This is a genomic window from Paenibacillus oceani, from assembly GCF_014705615.1.
Taxonomy (GTDB): Bacteria; Bacillota; Bacilli; order Paenibacillales; family NBRC-103111; genus Paenibacillus_AB; species Paenibacillus_AB oceani.
The window spans coordinates 60128-85070 of record NZ_JACXJA010000031.1 but is presented as its reverse complement, the minus strand read 5'-3'; the positions used below and the strand labels follow the sequence as shown (position 1 = coordinate 85070).

22 protein-coding genes, 1 tRNA gene and 1 other RNA gene are annotated in these 24943 nt (G+C 49.1%); 19 read left to right on the top strand and 5 right to left on the bottom strand.

What is annotated here, in order from left to right:
- Positions 1-282: 282 nt before the first annotated feature.
- Complete coding sequence (gene clpP / locus IDH45_RS21950; protein ID WP_190930279.1) at positions 283-864, bottom strand: ATP-dependent Clp endopeptidase proteolytic subunit ClpP; 582 nt, start codon at positions 862-864, stop codon at positions 283-285.
- Positions 865-1190: 326 nt separating this feature from the next.
- Positions 1191-1265, bottom strand: a tRNA-Arg gene (locus tag IDH45_RS21945).
- A gap of 266 nt (positions 1266-1531) precedes the next feature.
- Here IDH45_RS21945 and IDH45_RS21940 point away from each other — a divergent pair.
- From IDH45_RS21940 to IDH45_RS35310, 15 genes are all read left to right on the top strand, one after another.
- On the top strand, positions 1532-2554 hold the full coding sequence (locus tag IDH45_RS21940) for a sugar-binding transcriptional regulator (protein ID WP_190930278.1): 1023 nt from the start codon (positions 1532-1534) through the stop codon (positions 2552-2554).
- A 70-nt stretch (positions 2555-2624) separates the two neighbouring features.
- Positions 2625-3629 carry a type I glyceraldehyde-3-phosphate dehydrogenase gene (gene gap, locus IDH45_RS21935; RefSeq protein ID WP_190930277.1) on the top strand — a complete coding sequence of 335 codons (1005 nt, stop codon included), beginning with the start codon at positions 2625-2627 and terminating at the stop codon, positions 3627-3629.
- 144 nt (positions 3630-3773) lie between these two features.
- The gene (locus IDH45_RS21930; protein WP_190930276.1) at positions 3774-4955 is read left to right on the top strand and encodes a phosphoglycerate kinase; all 1182 of its coding nucleotides are present in this window, start codon (positions 3774-3776) and stop codon (positions 4953-4955) included.
- Between the two features lie 119 nt (positions 4956-5074).
- Complete coding sequence (gene tpiA / locus IDH45_RS21925; RefSeq protein WP_190930275.1) at positions 5075-5827, top strand: triose-phosphate isomerase; 753 nt, start codon at positions 5075-5077, stop codon at positions 5825-5827.
- Between the two features lies 1 nt (position 5828).
- Positions 5829-7367: a 2,3-bisphosphoglycerate-independent phosphoglycerate mutase gene (gene gpmI / locus IDH45_RS21920; RefSeq protein WP_190930274.1), complete on the top strand. Its 1539-nt coding sequence runs from the start codon at positions 5829-5831 to the stop codon at positions 7365-7367.
- Positions 7368-7505: 138 nt separating this feature from the next.
- Complete coding sequence (gene eno, locus IDH45_RS21915) at positions 7506-8798, top strand: phosphopyruvate hydratase (RefSeq protein WP_190930273.1); 1293 nt, start codon at positions 7506-7508, stop codon at positions 8796-8798.
- Between the two features lie 88 nt (positions 8799-8886).
- The gene (locus IDH45_RS21910; protein ID WP_223836868.1) at positions 8887-9579 is read left to right on the top strand and encodes a M50 family metallopeptidase; all 693 of its coding nucleotides are present in this window, start codon (positions 8887-8889) and stop codon (positions 9577-9579) included.
- Between the two features lie 333 nt (positions 9580-9912).
- Positions 9913-10149, top strand: coding sequence for a preprotein translocase subunit SecG (secG, locus tag IDH45_RS21905; protein ID WP_190930271.1), 237 nt, complete (start codon positions 9913-9915; stop codon positions 10147-10149).
- Positions 10150-10475: 326 nt separating this feature from the next.
- Positions 10476-13055 (top strand): ribonuclease R, encoded by a 2580-nt coding sequence (gene rnr / locus IDH45_RS21900; protein WP_190930270.1) that lies wholly within the window; start codon positions 10476-10478, stop codon positions 13053-13055.
- 126 nt (positions 13056-13181) lie between these two features.
- Positions 13182-13661 carry an SsrA-binding protein SmpB gene (gene smpB, locus IDH45_RS21895; protein ID WP_317891258.1) on the top strand — a complete coding sequence of 160 codons (480 nt, stop codon included), beginning with the start codon at positions 13182-13184 and terminating at the stop codon, positions 13659-13661.
- Positions 13662-13872: 211 nt separating this feature from the next.
- Positions 13873-14237, top strand: a transfer-messenger RNA (tmRNA) gene (ssrA, locus tag IDH45_RS21890).
- Positions 14238-14384: 147 nt separating this feature from the next.
- Complete coding sequence (locus IDH45_RS21885; protein WP_190930268.1) at positions 14385-15596, top strand: DUF262 domain-containing protein; 1212 nt, start codon at positions 14385-14387, stop codon at positions 15594-15596.
- Complete coding sequence (locus IDH45_RS21880) at positions 15593-17032, top strand: ATP-dependent nuclease (RefSeq protein WP_190930267.1); 1440 nt, start codon at positions 15593-15595, stop codon at positions 17030-17032. Before IDH45_RS21885 ends, IDH45_RS21880 begins: the two co-directional genes overlap by 4 nt.
- 472 nt (positions 17033-17504) lie before the next feature.
- Positions 17505-18386 carry a type IV toxin-antitoxin system AbiEi family antitoxin domain-containing protein gene (locus tag IDH45_RS21875; protein WP_190930266.1) on the top strand — a complete coding sequence of 294 codons (882 nt, stop codon included), beginning with the start codon at positions 17505-17507 and terminating at the stop codon, positions 18384-18386.
- The gene (locus tag IDH45_RS35310; RefSeq protein WP_190930310.1) at positions 18319-18837 is read left to right on the top strand and encodes a transposase; all 519 of its coding nucleotides are present in this window, start codon (positions 18319-18321) and stop codon (positions 18835-18837) included. Before IDH45_RS21875 ends, IDH45_RS35310 begins: the two co-directional genes overlap by 68 nt.
- Here IDH45_RS35310 and IDH45_RS21865 read toward each other — a convergent pair.
- Positions 18734-19660 carry a nucleotidyl transferase AbiEii/AbiGii toxin family protein gene (locus tag IDH45_RS21865; RefSeq protein WP_190930265.1) on the bottom strand — a complete coding sequence of 309 codons (927 nt, stop codon included), beginning with the start codon at positions 19658-19660 and terminating at the stop codon, positions 18734-18736. The two genes, IDH45_RS35310 and IDH45_RS21865, sit on opposite strands and share 104 nt — an antisense overlap.
- Before the next feature lie 1569 nt (positions 19661-21229).
- On the opposite strand from IDH45_RS21865, the gene IDH45_RS34740 reads away from it, so the two are divergent.
- The 4 genes from IDH45_RS34740 to IDH45_RS34210 all read left to right on the top strand — a co-directional run bounded on the left by IDH45_RS34740 (position 21230) and on the right by IDH45_RS34210 (position 24078).
- On the top strand, positions 21230-21703 hold the full coding sequence (locus IDH45_RS34740) for an alpha/beta hydrolase (protein ID WP_190930264.1): 474 nt from the start codon (positions 21230-21232) through the stop codon (positions 21701-21703).
- The gene (locus IDH45_RS34735) at positions 21681-21995 is read left to right on the top strand and encodes a hypothetical protein (protein WP_397327100.1); all 315 of its coding nucleotides are present in this window, start codon (positions 21681-21683) and stop codon (positions 21993-21995) included. Before IDH45_RS34740 ends, IDH45_RS34735 begins: the two co-directional genes overlap by 23 nt.
- 602 nt (positions 21996-22597) lie before the next feature.
- Positions 22598-23188 (top strand): hypothetical protein, encoded by a 591-nt coding sequence (locus tag IDH45_RS34215; protein WP_223836866.1) that lies wholly within the window; start codon positions 22598-22600, stop codon positions 23186-23188.
- Between the two features lie 206 nt (positions 23189-23394).
- The gene (locus IDH45_RS34210) at positions 23395-24078 is read left to right on the top strand and encodes a transposase (RefSeq protein WP_263364852.1); all 684 of its coding nucleotides are present in this window, start codon (positions 23395-23397) and stop codon (positions 24076-24078) included.
- Positions 24079-24225: 147 nt separating this feature from the next.
- Here IDH45_RS34210 and IDH45_RS21845 read toward each other — a convergent pair whose 3' ends face one another.
- Together IDH45_RS21845 and IDH45_RS21840 are read right to left on the bottom strand one after the other, a co-directional pair.
- Positions 24226-24633, bottom strand: coding sequence for a type II toxin-antitoxin system death-on-curing family toxin (locus tag IDH45_RS21845; protein ID WP_190930263.1), 408 nt, complete (start codon positions 24631-24633; stop codon positions 24226-24228).
- Positions 24630-24893 (bottom strand): AbrB/MazE/SpoVT family DNA-binding domain-containing protein, encoded by a 264-nt coding sequence (locus tag IDH45_RS21840; protein WP_190930262.1) that lies wholly within the window; start codon positions 24891-24893, stop codon positions 24630-24632. Before IDH45_RS21840 ends, IDH45_RS21845 begins: the two co-directional genes overlap by 4 nt.
- Positions 24894-24943: the final 50 nt, after the last annotated feature.

The window sequence follows — 24943 nt, the reverse complement described above, 5'->3', positions numbered from 1 at the left end:
AGCGCTTTAGCGGCCTCTATTTTCGGCATATGAGGGAAACAGCGACGAATAAAGGTGGTTCGTACCCCTTATTTCAACCAACTGGTGGGGGCTGCACTCTTTTCGCGGATATTAGCAGCTACAAATCGCTCTTATGTCTTCGTTGGAGCGGGTTTCGGACAAAATAAAGGGTGTAAACCGCTCTTATGGGCGCTTCCTGCCCATTCCAGTCTATAAAAAAAGAGTTCGCCAAACCGGTCCGGTTCAGCGAGCTCTTTTCTGGGTTAGTGAAGTTTGAAATGATTAAATTTTGGAGACGACTTTATCGATGATGCCGTATTGGGCGGCTTCTTCCGCGCTCATGAAATAGTCGCGGTCGGTATCCTTGTCGATCCGCTCGAGCGGTTGGCCCGTACGTTCGGACAAGATGCCGTTCAGCTTCTCACGCAGCTTGATGATGCGCTTCGCGCGGATCTCGATATCGCTGGCCTGGCCTTCGGCCCCGCCGAGCGGTTGGTGAATCATCACTTCGCTGTTCGGCAGCGCGTAGCGCTTGCCCTTGGCGCCTGCGGCGAGCAGGAACGCGCCCATCGAAGCGGCCATGCCGACGCAGATCGTGGATACGTCCGGTTTAATAAATTGCATCGTATCGAATATCGCCATACCGGCCGTAATCGAACCGCCGGGGCTATTGATGTACAGGCTTATGTCTTTATCCGAGTCTTGCGCCGCCAGAAACAGCATCTGGGCGATAATCGCATTGGCGATTGCGTCGTTTACGGGCGTGCCGAGGAAGATGATCCGGTCCTTGAGCAGACGGGAATAAATATCGTACCCGCGTTCACCGCGTGCGTCCTGTTCGACTACCATAGGGATAAAACTCATAGCTAAAGCCTCCTTAATTGAAACGGATCGTCCACTCGGGGTGGAAACTACCTCTATCATAACGGAAAATGGGCTAAAGGTCAAGAAAGGTCAAATCAATTAAAACGATGTTTATTCCGGCTGCTTTTCCAGTATAGCCACTGGTTTGGCAGTTTATAAGGCCAAGCCCACCGGATACTCCAAGGATCGCAGGGAGGAGCAGCCCGCTCCATAAACAGGACTGGAGGCTACATTTGAAACCTTGGATTGAAGCGGGCAGGCCGAATCGTGAAAGAAAGCCCTATAATGCAAAAAAACGTCCAAAGGACGTCTGTCGGTGTCATATATGGCGCGCTCGCAAGGAATCGAACCTTGATCTCAGGCTCCGGAGGCCTACGTCATATCCATTGGACCACGAGCGCATATTGTTGTTTGCGTCATAACTGTTTTTCGGACGCAAAGGTTATTATAGGACATCGATAAAAAAAAAGCAAGCTGTTTCTTTCGGGTAATTTTTAAGCCCTACCGTTTCGACAAAAGATGCGAACAAATGTCGCCTTGCATTTTCAGAAAAAGATGCATATAATAAAGTGGAAGTTGCGGGACGGAAAATGAAAGTGCGGGACGAAATATGTCCCGATGAAAATCCCGCCAGCTGCAATCCGATTCGGGAGTGTGTCCGCGATCCATGAGGCAGATTTTGGATATTCAAAAGAGGCTGTTGCCGGATTTGACGGACGTCTTGAAGAAACGCTACACCATCTTGCATCATATTTCAACGACTGGAGTTGTGGGCCGTCGCGCTTTGGCCACTCATCTGGAGCTAAGCGAACGGGTGCTGCGGGGCGAGGTCGATTTTCTGCGCGAGCAAGGACTGCTCGAGACGGAATCGTCCGGGATGAAGCTCAGCGACTCGGGCAGACAGCTGCTGGAGGATATGGAGCCGATCGTTAAGGAACTGCTCGGGTTGTCCGATCTGGAGGAAACGCTGCGTACGCGGTTTTCGCTGCGCCAGGTTGTGATCGTACCGGGGGATTCGGATGTATCCGAACTGACGAAGAAGGAAGTGGGCCGGGCCGGAGCGGCCGCGCTGCGGAGATACGCATCGAAAAACGATGTCGTGGCTGTGGCGGGCGGATCTACGCTTGCGGAAGTGGCGAACTTTTTGACCCCGTCGGTTCAGATGAAAGGTTGCATGTTCGTACCCGCAAGAGGCGGTTTGGGCGAAAGCGTCGAGCTGCAGGCGAACTCGATCGCATCGACGATGGCGAAGAAAGCAGGCGGACAATACCGGCTGCTGCACGTGCCCGATCATTTGGGCGAGGAAGCCTATGTATCTCTCATGCAGGATCCGAACATACTGGAAATCGTCGAGGTTATTCGCAGCGCGCGGATCGTCGTTCACGGAATCGGCGACGCCATGGTCATGGCGAGACGGAGAAAGGTAGACTCCCAGACGATTCAAGAGCTGATGGCAGAAGGTGCGCTTGCGGAAGCGTTCGGCTATTACTTCGATCGCGAAGGCAATGTCGTGCACAAGATGCAAACGGTCGGACTGCGGCTGGAAGACATCCAGGAGACGGAAGTCGTCATCGCGGTAGCCGGGGGCAAGAGCAAGGGCGAAGCGATCGCGGCGGTTATGAAGTTCGGACACGAGGATGTGCTCGTAACGGACGAAGCGGCGGCCACCGAGCTGCTGAAGTTTATCTAGGTTATCTTGACAAGCTCACTAAGCTTGTCTTGACATACAAGATTCCATTTCTCTCGAGGAGGACTTTTCAATGGTTAAAGTAGGAATTAACGGGTTTGGACGTATCGGACGGAACGTATTTCGCGCAGCGCTTAACAATGAGAACGTAGAAATCGTAGCAATCAACGACTTGACGGACGTCAGCACGCTGGCGCATCTGCTCAAATACGACACGACGCATGGCCGTCTGAATGCAACGGTTGAAGCGGGCGAAGGCGCGCTGTTCGTTAACGGCAAAGAAATCAAAGTATTTGCAGAGCGCGATCCCGGCAACCTGCCTTGGGCTTCCGTAGGTGTTGAAATCGTCGTTGAATCGACCGGTATCTTCACGGCGAAAGAAAAAGCCGAGCTTCACCTGAAAGGCGGCGCGAAGAAGGTTATCATCTCCGCACCTGCATCGAACGAAGACATCACGATCGTTATGGGCGTTAACGACGACCAATACGATCCTTCGAAACATACGATCATCTCCAACGCTTCTTGTACGACGAACTGCCTGGCGCCTTTCGCCAAAGTACTGAACGACAAGTTCGGCATCGTTAAAGGCATGATGACGACCGTTCACTCGTACACGAACGACCAGCAAGTACTTGACCTGCCGCATAAAGACTTGCGTCGTGCGCGTGCAGCAGCCGAGAACATCATTCCTTCTTCGACAGGCGCAGCGAAAGCCGTATCCCTCGTATTGCCTGAGCTGAAAGGCAAGTTGAACGGCATGGCGTTCCGCGTACCTACTCCGAACGTATCCGTAACGGATCTCGTGGCCGAGCTGAAAGTAAACGTATCGGTTGACGACGTAAACGCAGCTCTGAAAGAAGCGGCTAACGGACCGCTTAAAGGGATCATGGTTTATACCGAGGAGCCGCTTGTATCGAGCGACTTCAACGGCGATCCGGCTTCCTCGACGATCGACGCGCTATCGACGATGGTCGTAGGCGACAACCTCGTGAAAGTCGTATCCTGGTACGACAACGAGTGGGGCTACTCCAACCGCGTCGTAGACCTGGCTCACTTCATCGCCAGCAAAGGACTGTAATATCGAATAACCGCGCTACAGGCGGGACGCTCTCGTACGTTCCGCCCGCGTAAGAAGGCAAGGGAAGGGGAGAAGCGATTCTCCTCTTTCCCTGTGTGTGCCTCCTTGTTTGACGGTAGACACTTTACAAGAGGGGGAGTTCCCATGAATAAGAAAAGCGTTCGGGACGTTCAGACGGCCGGCAAGAAAGTATTCGTCCGCGTCGACTTCAACGTACCGCTGGAAAACGGCCAAATTACCGACGATACCCGCATCCGCGAGACGCTGCCGACGATTCGCTTTCTGACGGAGCAAGGCGCGAAGGTCATCCTCGCGAGCCATCTGGGACGTCCGAAGGGACAAGTCGTCGAGGAGATGAGACTGACTCCGGTAGCGGCACGTCTGTCGGAACTTCTGGGCAAACCGGTGGTCAAATCGGATGAAGCGATCGGTGAATCGGTCAAGGCGCAAATCGCCAGTCTGAACGACGGCGATGTATTGCTGCTCGAGAACGTACGTTTCTACGAAGGCGAAGAGAAAAACGATCCGGAGCTGGCAAAAGCGTTCGCCGAGCTGGCCGAGCTGTACGTAAACGACGCTTTCGGCGCCGCTCACCGCGCTCATGCATCCACGGAAGGGATCGCGCATCATTTGCCGGCCGTATCGGGACTGCTGATGGAGAAAGAGCTGGAAGTTCTGGGCAAAGCGCTGAACAACCCGGATCGTCCGTTCACCGCGATCGTCGGGGGCTCCAAAGTCAAAGACAAAATCGGCGTGATCGAACATCTGCTCGGTATTGCCGATAACCTGCTCATCGGTGGAGGTTTATCGTACACGTTCCTGAAAGCTCAAGGCTACGAAATCGGCAAATCGCTCGTCGACAACGAGAAGCTCGACCTGGCGCTGGGCTTCCTGAAAAAAGCGAAGGAAAAAGGCTGCAATCTGATGCTGCCGGTCGATATCGTGATCGGGGACGATTTCAGCAATAACGCCAATACCCGCGTCGTGCCGATCAACGAAATTCCGGCGGACTGGGAGGGCTTCGATATTGGACCGAAAACCCGCGAGCTGTACGCGGACGTCATCGCCAAATCGAAGCTGGTCGTCTGGAACGGACCGATGGGCGTATTCGAACTGAATCCGTACCTGAACGGAACCAAAGCGGTCGCGGAAGCTTGTGCGGTTACGCAAGGCTATACCGTAATCGGCGGCGGCGACTCCGCAGCGGCAGCCGAGAAGTTCCACCTGGCGGACAAGATGGATCATATCTCCACCGGCGGCGGCGCATCGCTCGAATTTATGGAAGGCAAGGCGCTTCCGGGCGTTGTTGCTCTGAACGACAAGTAAGAATGGCGTTACGCTTTTCACATTTCACATACACATTCGCGCATCACGATGAATATAGCATGTAGTTTTACCAAGGGGACGTCCCCACTTTACATTCGAGAGGAGCGTTCGAAAATCCGATGAGAACTCCGATTATTGCAGGCAACTGGAAAATGTTCAAAACGGTCGCCGAAGCGACTGCATTCATTCAGGAAGTGAAAGGCAAGGCGGAAGTGGACGGCGTGGAAAGCGTCATTTGCGCGCCTTATACGAGCTTGCCGGCTCTGGTCCAAGCTGTGAAAGGCACAACGCTCAAAGTCGGAGCGCAAAACCTTCATTGGGAAGACAGCGGCGCGTTCACGGGCGAGATCAGCGGCGCCATGCTGAAAGATCTGGGCGTCGACTACGTCATCATCGGCCACTCCGAGCGCCGGGCTTACTTCGCCGAGACGGATGAGAACGTCAATAAAAAAGTCCATGCGGCGTTCAAGCACGGACTTTTGCCGATCGTATGCGTCGGGGAGAGCCTTGAAGAGCGTGAAGCGGGCAAAACGAAGGATGTCTGCCGCGTACAGACGGAAGCGGCTCTGCAGGGCCTTAGCGCGGAGCAGGCGGCACAAGTCGTTGTCGCTTACGAGCCGATCTGGGCGATCGGTACGGGCAAAACGTCGACGGCTCAAGATGCGGCTGACGTGATCGGCTACATCCGCGAAAGAATCTCGGCAGTGTTCGGCGGCGAAGTCGCGGGCAAAGTGCGGATTCAATACGGAGGCAGCGTCAAACCGAACAATATCCGCGAATTTATGCAAAAAGAAGATATCGACGGCGCACTCGTAGGCGGCGCCAGCCTGGAGCCGGCTTCTTATGTCCAGCTCGTCGAGGGGGCGCGCTAAGATGGCCAGACCGAAACCGGTTGCGCTGATCATCCTGGACGGCTTCGGCTTGCGGGAGCAAACCGCAGGCAACGCCGTAGCGCAGGCTAAGAAGCCGAATTACGACCGTTACATGGCGACCTATCCGAATACGACGCTGACCGCCTGCGGCGAAGCCGTAGGGCTTCCTGAAGGGCAGATGGGCAACTCCGAGGTCGGTCATCTGAACATCGGCGCAGGCCGTATCGTGTATCAGGATTTGACCCGGATCTCCAAGTCGATCCGTGAAGGCGAATTTTTCGAAAACGAGACGATTATCGGTGCGGTTCGGCATGCGAAGGAGCAAGGAAAGAAGCTTCATCTGTACGGACTGCTGTCCGACGGCGGCGTACACAGCCATATCGAGCACCTGCTCGCGCTGATTGACCTGGCGAAGAAGGAAGGGCTCGACAACGTCTATATCCATGCGTTTCTCGACGGCCGCGACGTGGCTCCGGACAGCGCGAAAGGCTACATCGAGCGGGTACAAGCTCACATCGCCAAAGTCGGGATCGGCACGATTGCCACGGTTCAAGGCCGTTATTACGCCATGGACCGCGACAAACGCTGGGAGCGGACCGAGAAGTCTTACCGCGCGATGGTGTATGGAGAAGGTCCTCAGTATACCGATCCTTTGCAGGCGGTCGCCGAATCGTACGAGAAGTCGGTTTATGACGAGTTCGTCATGCCGACGGTCATTACGGATGCGGCTGGCAAGCCGGCTGGACTGGTTGAATCGGGCGATGCGGTCGTTTTCTTCAACTTCCGTCCGGACCGTGCCATCCAGCTGTCCCAAGTGTTCACGAACAGCGACTTCCGCGGCTTCGACCGGGGCGACCGGGCCCCTCAGGACTTGTATTTCGTTTGTTTAACGTTATTCAGTGAAACCGTAGGCGGCTTTGTTGCGTACAAACCGAAAGACCTCGATAACACGCTGGGCGAGGTGCTCGTGCAAAACGGCTTGAAGCAGCTCCGGATCGCCGAGACGGAGAAATACCCGCATGTGACGTTTTTCTTCAGCGGCGGCCGCGACGTCGAGCTTCCGGGCGAGACCCGGATCTTGATCAATTCGCCGAAGGTAGCGACGTACGATCTGAAGCCGGAGATGAGCGCTTATGAAGTGGCTGCGGCGGCTGTGAAAGAGATCGAAGCCGAGAACCATGATGCGATCATCCTGAACTTCGCCAACCCGGATATGGTCGGCCACTCCGGCATGCTGGAGCCTACGATCAAGGCGGTCGAAGCGACGGACGATTGTCTCGGCCAGGTGGTCGAGGCGGTGCTTGCCAAAGGCGGAGTCGCGATCATTACAGCCGACCATGGCAACGCGGATATGGTATTTGACGAGAACGGCCGTCCGTTCACCGCGCATACGACGAATCCGGTGCCTTTCATTGTGACCGACAAATCTGTTACACTAAGAAACGACGGCATCCTGGCGGATATCGCCCCGACGATACTTGAGCTGCTGCAGGTGGCGAAGCCGGAGCAGATGACCGGACGATCGATGCTGAGCAAGTAATTCGGGCAAGAGCGGTTTCAGGTAAACATTCGCGGGTCCGGACTTCTCTTGGAAGTCCCGGTCTCGCGTTTATACGGTCTGCTTCTGCTTCACCGGCAGGCTACATACTTTATCTAAGTGAAGGAGTGTCTACGAACCATGACTATTATTTCCGACGTTTACGCACGCGAAGTGCTCGATTCCCGCGGCAATCCGACCGTTGAGGTGGAAGTATACCTCGAATCCGGTGCAAAAGGACATGCGATCGTTCCGTCCGGCGCTTCGACCGGCGCTTACGAAGCTGTAGAGCTTCGCGACGGCGACAAAGGCCGTTACCTGGGCAAAGGCGTTCTGAAAGCTGTAGACAACGTGAACACGCTCATCGCTCCGGAGCTGATCGGTCTGGACGCTTTGGACCAAGTAGCGATTGACAATAAAATGATCGCGCTGGACGGCACGCCGAACAAGGCGAAGCTGGGCGCTAACGCGATTTTGGCCGTATCGATGGCGGTAGCCCGCGCTGCAGCCGACGCTTTGAACGTGCCTTTGTACACGTACCTGGGCGGATTCAACGCGAAGCAGCTTCCGGTTCCGATGATGAACATCATCAACGGCGGAGCTCATGCGGACAACAACGTAGACGTTCAAGAGTTCATGGTTCTGCCTGTAGGCGCTGCGTCCTTCAAAGAAGGATTGCGCTGGGGAACGGAAATTTTCCATAGCCTGAAAAGCGTTCTGAAGGAAAAAGGCTTGAACACCGCTGTAGGCGACGAAGGCGGCTTCGCGCCAAACCTGAGCTCCAACGAAGAAGCGATCCAAACGATCATTACAGCAATCGAGCGCGCAGGCTACAAGCCGGGCGTTGACGTCTTCCTCGGCATGGACGTTGCTTCCACCGAGTTTTTCAAAGACGGCAAGTACCACCTCGAAGGCGAAGGCAAATCGTACACGCCGGAAGAGTTCGTTAACTTCCTGGCCGGCTGGGCTGAGAAATATCCGATCGTGACGATCGAAGACGGCTGCGCTGAAGACGACTGGGCCGGCTGGAAGCTGCTGACCGAGAAGCTGGGCGGCAAAGTTCAGCTTGTGGGCGACGATTTGTTCGTCACGAACACCGAGCGTCTGTCCCGCGGTATCGAAGAAAATATCGGCAACTCGATCCTTGTCAAAGTCAACCAAATCGGTACGCTGACGGAAACGTTCGACGCGATCGAAATGGCGAAACGCGCAGGATACACGGCTGTTATCTCGCACCGTTCCGGTGAAAGCGAAGACAGCACGATCGCCGACATCGCGGTTGCAACGAATGCAGGCCAGATCAAAACGGGCGCGCCTTCCCGTACGGACCGCGTTGCGAAGTACAACCAGCTGCTCCGCATCGAAGATCAGCTTGGCACGACGGCTCGTTACCTGGGACGCCAATCGTTCTACAACCTGAAAAACTTCAAATAAGAAGCTTTCCCGCACTGCGGAATACTTGTAAATTCAGCGAATGTACAGGGTAACTCTCGGAAAGTAGGGGATCCGGATGAGTCGGTGGATGACAACGATACTGTTTTTGGTGGGGTCAGCCATACTGACGGGGTGGATCCCCTTTTCTTCTTTTTTTCGCAATGTCGATACGATGGTACATGAGCTCGGTCATGCGGTCGCTACGCTGGTATTGTCCGGCCAGGTGCTGTACATTGAGCTGTATTCGAATCATGCGGGCGTGACGTATTCGTACATCGAGCAAGGGTGGAAGACGATACCGCTCGGGCTGGCGGGGTATGTAACCGCGTCGCTGTTCGCCGTCTTTTTGTTCAACTGCTACAGGAAGGGAAAGCTGGGGCTTGGTTTTGTAGCGATGTCGCTGCTGGCCGTTCTGTCGCTCGCCTTTTTCGTCAACAATACGTTCGGCGTTGTATGGCTGATCGGGTTTATCGTGGTGAATGGGATCGCGATGTTCGTACCGTTCCCGTTTCTGCGCAAGTTTTATTATTTGCTCGTTTCGTTTATCTGTCTTGAGGAATCGGTCATGGGGCCGATCAACTTGATCTACATGTCGGTTTTTGATCCGAGCCGGGCCGGAGATGCAAGCGGATTAAGCCGTTCGACGGGACTGCCCGCGATGTTGTGGGCGATTGTGTTCCTGATTTTTGCGCTGCTGTGCGCCAGAAAAGCGATCGCCGATTTTATGGCGGTCAACCGTGCCCGTAAAACGCCGGCTCCCCGTTGGGAAAGCCAGGTTTGATCAGATGGGTTCGGCTATCATTTAAAGATGTGAAGGATTAGCTTCGTTTGTTTATTAATGAGGCGTACGATTCATATCGTAAAGGATCTCGGCTTATCGCGTGTGACGGCATACATGGATCCTATAACGAGCGACAATAATCGGCTGCAGACAAGGCGGATAGGCAGAGATGCGGATTCGCGCTTCGTTCCGAGGTGAAATGCCGGATGATGAACTTGTCTTGGGAAGCCGTTTGTGATACAATAAATATTGCTTTGTACTGTGGGTTTGAAACATTTGATCGTAAGATCATGTACGCAGATACATAGGGATTTCGAACTGGAGGTGGATCAAGTGGAAATTTTTCTGAAAATTTTGCTCGTCATCGCATCGATTGGCCTGATCGCTATCGTTCTTTTGCAAAAAGGGAAGAGTGCGGGATTATCCGGTGCCATCTCGGGCGGTGCGGAACACCTCTTCGGCAAACAGAAAGCACGCGGATTGGAATTGCTTCTGTCCCGGGTAACGGTCGGATTTGCCGTATCGTTTTTCCTGTTGTCCCTTATCGTAGCATACGTGGTAAAAGCTTAAATGTCGACATCGAACGCAGCAGGGGTGCTAAGCTCCTGCTGTTTTTTAGTTGGCAAATCGTGGTTGCCCTTACAAGCGGACGAAGGCTGCGGGCGGCACGGGTTGCCGGGAATAGGCTGTCTCTACCACCAAGATGGTGCGGCTGCGCAGGCAGTCCCTCCTTCGGAAACTGGCCGTAGCTGTATCGAATGTTTAAAGTGCTTGGTTATCGTGTAAAAGCAAAGAGAACATTCTTTATCGGAGAACGTCATGATTAGGGGGATGAGCGGGTCGAAAACGTCAATACTAACATACAGAGTAATTAATGACAGGAAACAGGTGATTTTATGATGACAGCCGAGCTATTGCTTGATTTTATGCGCGAGAAAGCGTACAAGCCGATGACGTATCAGGAGCTGGAGAAGCATTTTGAGATTGCAGATGCCGATGCGTTTAAGCAGTTTCTGAAACTGCTGAATCAGTTGGAGGAAGCCGGAGAGATTATTCGCACCCGGACGGAGCGCTACGGGGTTCCCGAGCGGATGAATTTGCTGAAGGGCAAGCTTCAGGCTCACGCCAAAGGGTTCGGGTTTTTGCTGCCGGACGACAAAGAACATCCGGATATTTATATTCATGCGAACGACATGAACGGGGCGATGAACGGGGATATCGTGCTGGCCCGCATTACCTCCAAAAGTGCGGCCGGAGGCAGGCTGGAGGGGGAAGTTGTCCGGATCGTTACACGCGCGATCAAGCAAATCGTCGGGACGTTCCAGAGCTTCGAAAGTTATGCGTTCGTTATTCCGGACGACAAACGGATTACGAAAGATATTTTTATCCCGAAAGATTATTTCGAAGGCGCGGTAACCGGTCAGAAGGTCGTCGTCGATATCGTCACGTACCCGCAAGGGCGTGCAGCGGCGGAAGGCCGGGTTGTGGAAATTCTCGGGCATAAGGACGATCCGGGCGTGGACATTTTGTCCATTATCCGCAAATACCAGCTGCCGGAAGCATTCCCGGAGGAAGTGACCGCCGAGGCGGAAGGCGTGCCGGATTCGATCAGCGAGGACGACCTGCGCGGACGCCGGGATTTGCGGGATCGGACGATTGTGACGATCGACGGCGAAGACGCCAAGGATCTCGACGACGCGGTCAACGTAGAGCTGCTGCCGAACGGCAACTATTTGCTGGGCGTTCATATTGCCGACGTCAGTTACTACGTGCGCGAGAACTCCCCGCTCGACCGGGAAGCGTACAATCGCGGCTGCAGCGTTTATTTGGTCGACCGTGTCATTCCGATGCTTCCGCACCGGCTGTCGAACGGAATCTGCAGCTTGAACCCGAAGGTGGACCGGCTGACGATGTCGTGCGAGATGGAGTTCGACGCAGACGCCAATGTGGTGCGCCACGATGTGTTCACGAGCGTGATTAAGACGACGGAGCGCATGACCTATACGAATGTGCGCAAAATATTGGCCGGTGAAGACGAAGAGGTGACCAATCGGTATGCCGATCTCGTGGATTTCTTCAAGCTGATGGAAGAGCTGGCGATGAAGCTTCGCCGGAAACGGATGAAACGCGGAGCGATCGATTTCGATTTCCAGGAGTCGAAAATACTCGTGGACGAAAACGGCAAGCCGACGGATATCGTCAAACGGGACCGTTCGATCGCCGAGCAGATTATCGAAGAGTTCATGCTGGCCGCGAATGAGACGGTAGCCGAACATTTCCACTGGCTGAAGGTGCCTTTCCTGTACCGGATTCACGAAAATCCGGACGGCGACAAGCTGCAGCATTTCATGGAGTTCATAACGAATTTCGGCTACGTCGTGCGCGGGAAAGGGAATACGGTTCATCCTAGAGCGCTGCAGACGCTGCTGGAGGAAATTCGCGGGACGAAGGAAGAGACGATTATCAGCACCGTGATGCTGCGCTCGATGAAGCAGGCCAAGTACGATGCGAACAGCCTCGGCCACTTCGGTTTGGCCGCCGAGTATTACTCGCACTTTACGTCGCCGATCCGGCGTTATCCGGACTTGATCATCCACCGGGTGATCCGCGAGGTGCTGGAGAACGGTTCGCTGAGCGAGCTGCGTCATGAGTATTTGGGCGGACGGATGGACGATATTGCGAAGCAGTCGTCGGAGCGGGAACGGCTGGCGGCGGATGCGGAGCGGGACACCGAGGCTCTGAAAAAAGCCGAATATATGCTGGACAAGGTCGGCGAAGAGTTCGAGGGGATCATCAGCAGCGTGACCAACTTCGGTATTTTCGTAGAGCTGCAAAATACGGTCGAAGGGCTGATCCGGCTAAGCGATCTGTCCGACGATTATTATCATTATCATGAGCTGCAGCATGCGCTGATCGGCGAGCGGACGTCGAAGATTTACCGGATCGGCGACGAAGTGAAGGTGCGCGTAGCCCGGGTCAACCTGGAGGAGCACAACATCGATTTTGAAATGGTAGATGCGCAGCCGCGCGGGCAAAAGGTGAATTTCGTCGACGGGAACCGCGGACAACGGGGCAAGCGCGGCGACGAAGGCAAGGACCGCGAACGCGGACGGGGCGGCGTCGACATGTGGGGCTTTAGCCGCGGCGGCGGAGGCAAGCGTGGCGATCGCGGCGCGCGGGCTGGCGGCGGTGCGGGAGCAGGTGGCGCAGGCGCGGGAGCGGCCGGAAGCGGCCGGGCGAGCGAGACCGGCGACGGCGGCGAGTGGACCAATGTGCGGCCGGGAGGCAAGCGCGGCGCAGCAGCAGGCGGAGGCAGCCGGGGCGGACGCGGGCGCACCGGCACCGGAGGCAGCGCGCGCGGCGGTGGCAGCGGAAGCGGCGGTAAGCGCGGAGGCGGCTTTGGCGCGTCGCGCAAGCCGGGCGGCGGTGTGAAAGGCGGCGCTTTGGCAGGCGGCAAAAAGCGCGGGAAAAAATGATTATAGCGGTAGCCCCTCATTGATTTTGCGCAGGGAAGTTGATACAATGAATTCCTAGCGTAGTACGAACGGTATCGGACGGACCGCAAGGTTCGTCCGTTCCTTACTCGGAAGGAGGGGATGGAATTGACCAAGAAAAACGATGGCAAGCAGCTGGCTCAGAACAAGAAGGCGTCCTACGATTACTTTATCGAGGATACGTATGAAGCCGGACTTGTACTGACCGGTACCGAGATCAAGTCGCTGCGAGGCGGCCGGGCCAACATATCCGACGCGTTCTGTACGATCCGTAACGGCGAAGCGTTCGTGAACAATATGCATATCAGCCCGTTTGAGCAAGGGAACCGCCACAATCCGTCCGATCCCACCCGAGCGAGGAAGCTGTTGTTGAAGAAGGTACAGATTCACAAGCTGCTAGGCTTGGCGAAGCAGCAGGGTTACACGATCGTACCGCTCAAGATCTACGTGCGTAACGGCTATGCCAAGTTGTTGATCGGCGTCGGCAAAGGGAAGAAGCAGTTCGACAAGCGCGAAAGCGACGCGAAGCGGGATGCTCAGCGCGATATCCAGCGCGCGTTGCGTGAGAAGCAGAAGATTGCCCGCTAGGCAGACAGGTGCGTTGGGATTCGCCGGTAAGATCGCCATGGTTTTTTTCATGGGATCGTTGTCAGAGTGAACCTTCGTTTCCATCAAGAAGCGGTGTCGGAAGCAGCCAAATGTGATATACTGTGTATACAGCGATACGATGCGCTGTCGGTTTTCGGCTCCGCAAGCCGAACTTGCGAAGCACCTCGTTCCAGACGAGACTTCCGATCACGGGGGCGTTTTTGGATTCGACGGGGATAGTTCGAGCATGAGTAGCGGGTAGTGGGGCTGCGTCCACTTCAACAACGCGAACGCCAATTTAACTGGCAAACAACAACCAAAACTCGCTTTCGCAGCTTAATAACCTGTGATGCGGCTTCTACCCTGCATCGCCCATGTGCCGGGATAGGGGCTCAACCTTAGTGGGATACGCTGTCTAGTCTCCGCCTGGGGCTAGCTGAAGAAGACAATCAGGCTGACCTGAAGAGTAGCCGGTGACGGGGCGACTCTAGGGTGACATCAAATCTGTCACTACACCCGTAGAAGCTGGTGTGGCGTTATCTTCGGACAGGGGTTCGACTCCCCTCGCCTCCATTAGCCAAATCCACAACCTGATGGTTGTGGATTTTTGCTATATTTTTAATTTACATCATCTACTAGATCATGAGTACCAGTTGTTGTATAATTTTTCATGTATTGTAGCAAGTACTCGATAGTGTATCTGTTAGTGGAGGGGAATCTTTAATGAGGTTAATTCCGTCTGACCCGGATATTTATACTATAGTACAAAGAATAAAAAATGGAGATATCGATCTTCAGCCAGATTTTCAGAGGGGTGAGGTATGGAGCGATATAAAGAAGAAAAGATTAATTGATAGCATCCTACGTGATTGGCATGTTCCTCCTATTCATGTAGTTGAAGTATTTGAAACAAGACGGCAGGAGGTACTTGATGGTCAACAAAGGTTAGTGGCTATTAGAGACTTTGTTGAAGGGAAGTTTACTATAGATGGCTTTATTGAACCATTAGATAGAAATATCCAAGAGATACATGGGTACAAGTATTTACAATTACCAGAGGTTTGGCGTAGAAGATTTGACCAATTTACTATCCGACTGTTTAAGATTACCGATTATAGACCAGAGGAGCCTGGAGAATTATTTTTTAGATTAAATCAGCCTACAAACCTAACTTCAGCTGAACAAAGAAATGCCTTTTTTGGTCCTGCAAGGCAACAAATTAAGGAGCTTGTTGATAGTTTTGATAAATATGGCCTAACTGAAGAAGTATTAAAGTTTTCGAATTCAAGAATGGCTTATGATGATATTATTGCAAAACTGTGTTACACCCTAGAAATTGGTACTTTATATGAAAAAATAAAAGCCAACGATATAACTAATAAATACAGATCACAAGATAGGTTTGAAGATAGTGCTATGTTACGTGCGCAGGAATCAATAAAGGCACTTGGCAAAGCCTGCCTGTATTTCGATCCTTCAATAAGATTCAATAAGGCAACTTTATATTCATGGTTGTGCTTTATCGCAGAGATGGAATCTATGGAAGCTATATTTAGTAATATAGAAATACTAGGCGACTATATTTCTTATTTCGAAAACATTAGACAAGTTAATAAACAACCTCTATTTAACTTATTTAGTAGCAACTATCAGGAATTAGCTCAATATGAGGAGCATTTATTGCAGATATTCAATGATAGAGCTAGTTCGAGAGTGGCGGATGTCAGCTCTATTGTAACAAGGGATCTAATTTTATGGATTTTCTTTTATAAGTATTTAGTATCAAAAGGGATATCGATAAATGTTTTGAATTCCCACAGAGAGGATACTTTGAGGGATTTAATCAAGAATGTGGAAACTCGGTCTACAAGAAAAGATCTAAATGATCTTATCGATGAAGTGACTAACTTTGGCATATGGGGTAAATTCATATGAGAAATGCAAAAATTAATGATCATTGGCGAAGGACATACAATAGAAACTATCCCAATAAAATTAATTCAATAAAATATGAAAATATCCCTGGTCTTGGTTCTGGGAATATAAACTTTAACGGTGGAATAACTGCAATATGTGGAATAAATGGAGCAGGAAAAACGACATTTTTATCCGCGATACTTGGAATGTTGCAGCCAAACTTTATTGAAAATTCTAATATTCACTTACTGAAAATTCAAAATTCCTCGATTTTAGGGGATTTACAAATAAATAATGAATCTTTCTCCCGTGGAATTGATGTCATTGGAGATAAAATAGAAGTAACTCAAGAGGGGACCGAAGTTAGCTCTGCTTGGATTGATAGTTCAACATACGGTAATGAAATGGTCAGTTTATTTCAAGATATGCGTAACATAGAGGAATTATTGGATCAACATGAGCCTAGACTATCATCTTACGAAGAAATTAATCTTACTTCATACATAATAGGAAAGACATATAATTCAATTATGACATATGAACTGGAACTAGAAGTCGATAAGGTTGTTCCATATTTTAAGGTAAATTGTGATGGAGTTGAGTATGGTTCAGAACTAATGGGGGCTGGCGAGATTTCAGTATTGTTTATCCTTTGGCAGCTACAAAGGGTAAACAATAATTCAGTACTGTTAATTGAAGAGCCGGAGACTTTTCTTTCTCCGCATGCACAGGAAGCTCTTTTAAACGTATTTGCAAAGTTTAGTGAGGAAAAGGGACTATGGTTTATTTTATCAACTCATTCTCCCAATATACTAAGTAGGATTCCTCCAAAGCATGTTAGATTGGTCTCAAGATTAAGAAATAATGTTAGGGTTATAGTTCCACAAGATCAATCCTATTTGAATAGCTTAGGTATCCCTATCAGAAAGTTAGGGATATTATTTGTTGAAGATAGGGCGGCGCGGGAGTTTACTAAAGTCTGGTTATCTCGTTATGCCCCTCAACTTGTTTCACAATTAGAGATTAGAGATATTAATTCCGAGAGCAAGATTAAAGGTATATTAAATGACTTTCCCACATTTGAAGGATGGTTAAAAATAATTGGAGTGTTTGATGCTGACCAATCACAACGTGTAAATGAAACGTTCAATTGGCCATACATTTTTTTACCAGGGGTTAAATCCCCTGAGGAGGAACTTCGGAATTCGGCATATGCCAAACCGGAATATCTTGCTGAAATATCAAATAGAAGCCTCGATATGATACATATGGTTTTATCGGAGATAGATGGATTAAATCATCATGATTGGTTAGTGGAATTTCATAGAAAACTTGGAATTACTTATGAGCAGTTAGTCTTTTTATTGTTTGAAACATGGCATAGTTGTGATAGTAATTCTGCATCGGCAAAAAATAGCTTTGATAATTTGTTAAGTTACCTAAATATTAATTAATTTTGTTCATCAACAATATGCTATGGCGAATTGTGGATTTAGCAATCCGCATCTCGCCTCCATACCAAACGAAAGCACCCCTTAAGGGCCCTTAAGGGTGCTTTTTTTGTGCGCTCGGCATGACCGATTAACTTGGCGGTGAAAGTCCGCTACAGGCTTGGCAGTAGGAACTGTTAGCCAAGGGCAAGGGTGTCCGCCGCTACTAGCCAACATCTATCTGCACGAATTCGATCAGGAGACGGGAAAAAGGGGACAGCGGCAGCAAGTTTAATGGGGATTTTATATGTACAACGCAGTGGGAGAGGATTTGACTTTGAAAAATAAATGGTGTAAGATGGGGTGTATACACCCCATCTATTCGGTTGTTTTTTTGATTAAAACCCCTTTAGGTGTTGACTTTCGACAAACATTCCGGTACAATATGGTGTATACACCATATTGTATTCTTTCATTTTGAAAAAGGAGTCCTCTTATGGGCCGTTTAAACCGTTATCAAATCATGGAATTATATCAAGAAGATATAGTTGCCGCATTAAATGAGCCTGGAAAAAAAGTTCTGAATTTTGCGGAAATAAATGGCGTTCTAATGACATATGAGAAAGAATGGAGACTTCCTAAAACAACTACTCCATCTGAGTTTCTAGAGTTTCTTGTAAATCAAAAGAAAATTTTAAAAGAAGTTTATATAGCTGATAACTATCGATATGTTTTTAGAAATCAGAAAGTAACCCCTACAGAGCTTGCGTTATCTCTTTATCCTAAAGTTTATCTAAGCCATTATTCTGCTGTTTATTTTCACGATTTAACTAACGAAAATGTTAAATCAATTTATATTAATAAAGAGCAATCTGATAAAGGAAGGAGAACTTCATTGAGCACGGGGCTGATCCAAGAAAATATTGATAATGCTTTTTCTAAACCCATGCGTAAAACAAACAATTTCTTCGATTACGAAGGGCAGCGTATTTACGTTATAAATGGTGGATATACGGACAATTTAGGTGTCAAAAAAATTAACGGGTTAGCTGTTACTGATTTGGAAAGAACATTAATTGATATTGCTGTCCGACCGGATTACAGTGGCGGTGTATATGAAGTTTTAAGTATTTATGAACGCGCCAAAGGCAAAATCTCAGCGAATAAGTTGAGAATGTATCTGAAGAACTTGAAATATGTATATCCGTATCATCAGGCCATTGGATTCTATATGGAATGTGCAGGCTTTAGCGAAACAGCGTTAAAAATTATGGAGTCTTTTCCAATGTTTAACGATTTTTATTTGACCTATAACATTCCCGATCGCGAGTATTCTAAACGCTGGCGGTTATATTACCCCAAAAATTTTTCCATTTAAAAGAAGGCTGTCCAGAAAGTCAGTAATAGCTGACTTAAAGGCGAAAGCCAAAACAGCCCTTGAGGATGACGAAAAATCCGCGATCTATGCTCGGCGTAAAGTGGAGGTGGGGAGCGTGTTTGGTCACATCAAGGGCAATCGGTCGTTCCGACGTTTTTCCTTGCGGGGTTTGGAAAAGGTTTACGTCGAGTTTGGGATTGTGGCTTTGGCCCACAATCTTCTGAAAGTAGCAGGCATCCGCCTCGCTACTTTCCTGCACAAGCAGTTCCACAAAAAAAGTTGGAGCGGACACTCTATGGGGTCCCTCCAACTTTTTTATTTTAGGGACTTATTGGACAGCCCCTTTTTTATGCTGTTTCTTCCATGGAAAGAAGATTATTTTGCTTTAGAAGTTCCAATACATAGTCAAAATAGAAATCGAAGCCTTGATAGCTCTCTTCGATCTGAATAGTTTCCTTTAATCTAGGTTCATCAAGTTTATGAAAGCTTCTTGTTTCCCAAACTCTAGAAAGCAAATTAATAGGCACTCGTTTAGCCTTGAAACATTCTGTTAGATGGACCAGAGTCTCTGGGTCATTAAAATTCACCTCGACTTTTGGGCTTTCCAATATGGTATAAATATCATAAAAATCCCTAGGTCTTGGTTTTCCGAATTTGGGGTCTTTACCTATACGAACTAAATAATCCTCCATCTGTTGGCAAATAGCGCGTAATTTTTCTAATACAATTAACGTGGGAGTATAAATAGGGATAAGGTACCCTTCAAATCCCTCAATGTTATCAATAAATTGTTTGCTGCCAGTATATTCGAATCTGCCCAAGTCAATTGTTATATTCTTTTTCATTTCGCTTGTAGCTATTGCTTTAGCAGATAACCAAACCAAGTTGTCTTTATTGGCCTCAAATTTTTCTGGTTCAATAATCTTAAAGTTGACTTCATAACCAGCCCAAAATTCTTGGGTTTCTGGGATTAGTCTTTTTGGTTTAGTTTTGATGCGCACCTCAAAAACTTGATATCCGTATTCAATGAATGTGTTTGATAGAACTTTTTCAAGTCTGTTTTTAACTTGTTCCAGATCAGTTAGGCCTATGTCTTCAAAATCCTGAGACATGGAAAAATCGAGATCCATGGATGCTCGTGAGTTGAAACCATAACCAATTTCTAAAGCATTGCCGCCTTTTAAGACCAAAGTTTCTAACAGATCATCGTCTGAAAATAAAGCAATAAGTGTGATTGTCCTTAGCCTTTTTGTCTCTTCACTGCTTAATACCACTAGTAGATACCTCATTTTCTTGTGTAGTTATACTCCTCATATATTCGCATAAAGGCTACCAATTTGGAATAGTTTACCGAAGAAATACTTGATTTGTTCTACTAACTATTTCTGTTCAAAGAACATAAAGTGTTAGACCTATATAATCATCGGTCTGGTCTAAAATACCTCTGTTTATTTTTTCTACGCAAATATGCCGTTAGCGTCGAAAAAGCACTGACAGGGATGAAATCTTGTCTATTAAGATAAGTACAGCCAGTAATGAATTAATCTATAATGGTGCTGTAAGTAGGGAGGAGATCGTGAATTTATTTGAAGGGCTTCGCAATGTACTTCTTGCCACTAATGGCGAGGTGATAAAATAATAATCGGGCATAGGGTGTGCTGTAGATGCTATCTTGGATGATTATTCAGATAAAGTTGGGCTTAGAGCAATTGTGGCCGACCCAAACGCCCTATGGTCCACAGATGAGGCCGGGAACGAGATCCGTTTTGTTTGGGCGGCTCTGGAAGGGAAGAAAAGAAATAAGTATGTGAACATTCACATTGAAAATGCTATTTGAGTGAAAAATGCTGAGGAAGGAATTCATGAAAACAAATAGGGAATATCAACAAGAGGTTGAGGAAAGGTACGGGCGGTCATTAAAAGATATCATGCATGAGCTTATTGTAGAACGTCATATGGACCAGTGGAACGGCTCATCGGAGTTAGGAGTGCCCAAAGAAACATTTGTAGCTTGGAGGACCAAATTCCGTTTGGGGCCCGATCAAAGAAGAGCGGACTTTGCGGCAGATATGAGGAATTAAACTCTTGATGAATACAAGGATGAGTTGAAGCATGTCGATCTTGAAAGATCGTTTATGTTTAGGAATGAGAAATCGTTACGGGGGCTTAGAGAAGTTATTGTAAGAATGATTGAATTGGAGAAGAAAAGGCGCTTATCGATTGATATCGAATCTTTTGGTGATATCTCTACTATGATGCGGATCGCAGCGTTAGAGACTATGATTTCGTACTTGGATCAGTATGACAGGTCTGAATTACATAGGACATTTGATCGCGATTTAGAGTTCATAAAGGCTTTTCCGAATATGTGATAAACTCAGAGCGATATATTGCCGCCTCTAAAAGCTGTCCGCGAACATGAAAAAGAAGGAGCCATCCCCTTGAAGTAGGATTTTGGCTCCTTTTTCTGTTACGTCGCATTTGCTTTGCCCACATAGGAAGGCTGTTGATTAATGTTGTGATGGTCGAATTCTAGTAAGGGGATGACTACCCCGCTCTTCTCATACTACCTACATAGAGTCCGCTTATCTTGTGCTCATGCTCATTGAATATATACAGAGAGAAAGCTCTATGCTATCATCATTTAATGATAATGAATATCAATATTAATTGCATTTTTGACTGGGGCGTGGCAACGCTGTGTTCCCTAAATACTGACTCTGTTGGCATGCAGCGTTCCTGGATTAGCCTTTGACAAAGCCACGGGTCAGCATCTTGAACTTTTTGCCGATCGGCGTTAATTGTGATCTTTATTAAGAAAAAGCATAAGAGGAGATAAAAGCATGCAGGGGAACCATGAAACTTGGCAGTTTGAGAATAGGAATATCCACGTCTATACACCGCCAACTTATTCTGATGATGCTTCGGCGTTGTTTCCGGCCGTGTTCGTCCAAGACGGCAGCTATTTGTTTGCGGACTCGATGGAAGAGCTGGAGGCGGATTTTGCCCGGGGCGTGACGCAAGAAGTTATTTTTGTCGGCATCGAACCTGTCGAACGTACTTGTGAATATACGCCTTGGGAGGCGGCGCCTTTAATGAAGGGTGAACACTTTGGCGGCGAGGGCGACGCTTATTTAAGCTTCGTGACGGAGAAAGTGAAGCCTTTTGTCAGGGAACGGTATCGGATTGCGGACGACGCATCCCAGACGGGCATTACAGGGGGCTCCTTGGGGGGCGCTGATTTCTCTTTATGCGGCTTTTCGAAAGCCGGAACATTTCGGTCGTTTCGCTTTAATGTCCGCATCACTTTGGTTTGAGAACATCGTGGAGTTTGTGGAGAACAACTCTTTTGCTCAAGATGAAATACGCTTATACCTGTATGTCGGCGAGCAGGAGGGCGTAGGGAGGGCCAACTTGCAGCAGTATATGGTTTCCCATACGAAGAAGGTCTACGTTATTTTAAAAGATAAGGTTCCCGGCGGAGCCGATCATCTCGTACTAGAGACGGACCCCGAGGGGGTACACGATCATCGTTTCTTCAACCGGTATTTCCCTCATGCGATGAGATTCATATATCCGGGTCCGAATATGAAATACGATCGAAATTAAGCAATCCCTGTTGCCGTTAGAAAAAACTACTCGGTTCTGGGCTCGTTCGATAGCACGTTCGGTGGCACGACGAATGGTGGAATTACTAGTCCACGCGTTGCCTCCATACAGACTAAAAGGACACCCGAGAGGTGTCTTTTAATTTATACAAAAGGCGGCTGAGGAGCCAGAACCCGGTTCGAAGGAGGACACTGGGAGGAGGGGGGCGGAGCGCTCAGGCCAGAGCGAAGCGCAGAAGCATGCAATCGAAAACATCCGCTGCGGTCTGCGTCGTCGAATGGGTTTCGGTAGCAAGAGTTTGTCGAATAATCTCCTCTCCTCCACCAATACCATTAGAAAAGCGACTTTGTAAGGTCCTCTTTTGCATGATATAGCCTCTCGGCATTCGCCGAGCCATACAGGGCAAGGGTTTTCCTATACCCCTGACTGTTTGCTTCCTCCACTTTCGTAGGAGGTTTTTTTATTTCAGCCACAGCTTGAACTGAAAAAAATATATTCAAAATGTGGCGGATTCCTCAAAAAAAACACTTGACAAATCCTAAAATTCTCCAAAATCGCGTGAAGGGTATGACCCTTGCTACTCGCGATTGGAGTGTTGCTTTTTGAAACCTGTTCTTGTTCCACATTCGGACTACCAAGCTTTTGTTCTCCAACACCTTCGCGACTCCTTCGGTCCCGGCGTTGTTCTCATCAACAAGGATTGGCCACTCGCGGCTAAACTGTGGATGTCGGATCTTTCCGCCCTTACAACCTTGCTTGCGGGCGAATACTCGGATCGAGGACCTAAACCCCGGGATCCGGCATCCCTACTGCGTTCCTACCTGATTCTCCTCATGACTAACCCGGGTATGGGACTAACCGAATGGATCAATGAGATGCAACGCACACCGATTTATGCCATTCTGAGCGGCTTCCGCTTAGACGATCTTCCCGGCGTCGGAACGTTCTACGACTTCTTCAGCCGCCTTTGGCCTGCTGTGGACAAGAACCTCATGCCACCAGTCACAGCGGCGCAAGAGAAAAGCCAAGAAAGGCAAGAAGAAAGGAGAGAAGGCCCCTACCACCACGCCCGGCAGGGTTCAGCGTCTGGTGAAGTGGATGATTCGCCACGCCGACAAGAAAACCGCGCAGCCTGCCGACCGGCTGTTCGACTTCTTCCAATTCCCAGATTCTTTCCGTATCCGCGAATTTAGGTTTGCTCGGGGATCTTTCGGCGCTTAGTGCGGCCGGTGATGGCACACCGATCATCACCGCTGCCTATCCCCGGAGCAAATCCACTTGCGATTGTCGTGCCCTCGGTATAGCCGAATGCAACCATCCTCGTATTTACTCCCAACCCGATTGCAACTCGGGCTGGGACAGCGCCAGAGAAAAGTACTTCAACGGGTACCACCTGTACATGATCTCAGCGGCGGACAGCAAGTACGATTTGCCCTTGTATCCCAGACTGCAGCCGGCTTCCCGGCACGATGCTGTCAGCCTGGTCATGAGCACGATTGAATTCAAGCAACGTTTCACTTTGGGCACGGTGGATAAGATGTTGCTCGATGCCGCTCATGATGCGGAATCGATCTATCTTCTCTTGGAACACCAAGGCATGGAGCCCTTTATTGATTTAAATATTCGTTCCAAGAAGAACAGCGCGAGCAAAACCGCGAGCGATATTCAAATTTCCCCTAAGGGGATTCCCATTTGCCCGAAGGGAAAGGAAATGAAACCGAACGGCACGGATCGCAAGCTTCATCGTCGGAAGTGGAGATGCTCTCCCGACTGTAGCTGTTCAACTGCCAAATTCGGGCGCACCTACTACACCAAAACCAGCGATGATCCACGGTTGTTTCCAAAAACGCCGCGCGATTCGGAAAAGTTGAAGCTGATTTACAAGCGCCGCACATCCATTGAACGCTCCAACAAGCGGGAAAAAGTAGATTACAAGCTGGAATCCGGTCGGCATCGCTCCACTCTGGTGTGGTACATGCGCATTTACGGCATTATGATCTGCCAACACGTGGACGCTTGGTACGTCAGCCAGAAGGACGAATGGGACAAACTGAAATCCACGGTGTGCCCTTCAGCAGTCTGAATTTTTGAAAACCACGTTTGCGAAATTGGCGAAGTCTGCCCATTTTTGAAACTGGCTTTCATTTACCACAGTTTCCAGTTCCATTACGAACATTTTCGGCGAACCTGCTCCTCAACCCCAGACTAATTCCGAGAGGCTATTGATTTATTAGGAGTCAGTCGATTGGATACAATGGAATTGAACGACCGCAACTAATTCTTGAAACTCATATCTGTGATTTACCATATCAACTGTAAAGTCTTCTGCTTTTCGTGTGTCCATCTTAAAGTGCAGGCCGTTAAATCGTAGAAAAATGACAAGTGCTGTGAAAGCAGTTCGTTTATTTGCGTTGTGAAAAGGGTGGTTTTGACCGAGTGACTCAAACAAGGCAACTGATTTATCGAAAATTGTTTGGTAAGCATCCTCTCCAAAAGCGGAGGATTGTGGTCGGAGCACTGCAGATTCGAGTAGTCCAGGGTCTTTTACCCCAATAAGTTCTCCCGGGCTATATCGTTTAATCATGGCGAGATTAATGGCTATGACTTCTTGGACGGATAAATAACGGATCGGTATCATCTATCTTTAAGACCTTGCAATGTTTGATCGTATTTTTCAATTACATCTGTAAGGGTATCCATGAAGTCCTCGCTGATTCCCTCGGGCAAAGCGACTTTCGTTGATTTCTTAATTATGATCTCTCCAGTGGCTTGATTAACATCGATACTAACTGTATCTCCTTGTTCTAATCCAATTTGTTTAAGGGCATCAGTCATAGTTATGCCTAGACTATTACCAAATTTCGTAACTTTTCGTTCCATCTCAATCATCCTATTCATTGGATTTTCTCCTTATCATAGTATTCAACTGTTATAACAATTATACAATT

Bases quoted from the DNA above. Each gene is read 5' to 3' on its own strand.
- clpP (WP_190930279.1), bottom strand. From the start codon at position 864: ATGAGTTTTATCCCTATGGTAGTCGAACAGGACGCACGCGGTGAACGC.
- IDH45_RS21940 (WP_190930278.1), top strand. From the start codon at position 1,532: ATGAGGCAGATTTTGGATATTCAAAAGAGGCTGTTGCCGGATTTGACG.
- gap (WP_190930277.1), top strand. From the start codon at position 2,625: ATGGTTAAAGTAGGAATTAACGGGTTTGGACGTATCGGACGGAACGTA.
- IDH45_RS21930 (WP_190930276.1), top strand. From the start codon at position 3,774: ATGAATAAGAAAAGCGTTCGGGACGTTCAGACGGCCGGCAAGAAAGTA.
- tpiA (WP_190930275.1), top strand. From the start codon at position 5,075: ATGAGAACTCCGATTATTGCAGGCAACTGGAAAATGTTCAAAACGGTC.
- gpmI (WP_190930274.1), top strand. From the start codon at position 5,829: ATGGCCAGACCGAAACCGGTTGCGCTGATCATCCTGGACGGCTTCGGC.
- eno (WP_190930273.1), top strand. From the start codon at position 7,506: ATGACTATTATTTCCGACGTTTACGCACGCGAAGTGCTCGATTCCCGC.
- IDH45_RS21910 (WP_223836868.1), top strand. From the start codon at position 8,887: ATGACAACGATACTGTTTTTGGTGGGGTCAGCCATACTGACGGGGTGG.
- rnr (WP_190930270.1), top strand. From the start codon at position 10,476: ATGATGACAGCCGAGCTATTGCTTGATTTTATGCGCGAGAAAGCGTAC.
- IDH45_RS21885 (WP_190930268.1), top strand. From the start codon at position 14,385: ATGAGGTTAATTCCGTCTGACCCGGATATTTATACTATAGTACAAAGA.
- IDH45_RS21880 (WP_190930267.1), top strand. From the start codon at position 15,593: ATGAGAAATGCAAAAATTAATGATCATTGGCGAAGGACATACAATAGA.
- IDH45_RS21875 (WP_190930266.1), top strand. From the start codon at position 17,505: ATGGGCCGTTTAAACCGTTATCAAATCATGGAATTATATCAAGAAGAT.
- IDH45_RS34740 (WP_190930264.1), top strand. From the start codon at position 21,230: ATGCAGGGGAACCATGAAACTTGGCAGTTTGAGAATAGGAATATCCAC.
- IDH45_RS34735 (WP_397327100.1), top strand. From the start codon at position 21,681: ATGTCCGCATCACTTTGGTTTGAGAACATCGTGGAGTTTGTGGAGAAC.
- IDH45_RS34210 (WP_263364852.1), top strand. From the start codon at position 23,395: ATGATCTCAGCGGCGGACAGCAAGTACGATTTGCCCTTGTATCCCAGA.
- IDH45_RS21845 (WP_190930263.1), bottom strand. From the start codon at position 24,633: ATGATACCGATCCGTTATTTATCCGTCCAAGAAGTCATAGCCATTAAT.
- IDH45_RS21840 (WP_190930262.1), bottom strand. From the start codon at position 24,893: ATGAATAGGATGATTGAGATGGAACGAAAAGTTACGAAATTTGGTAAT.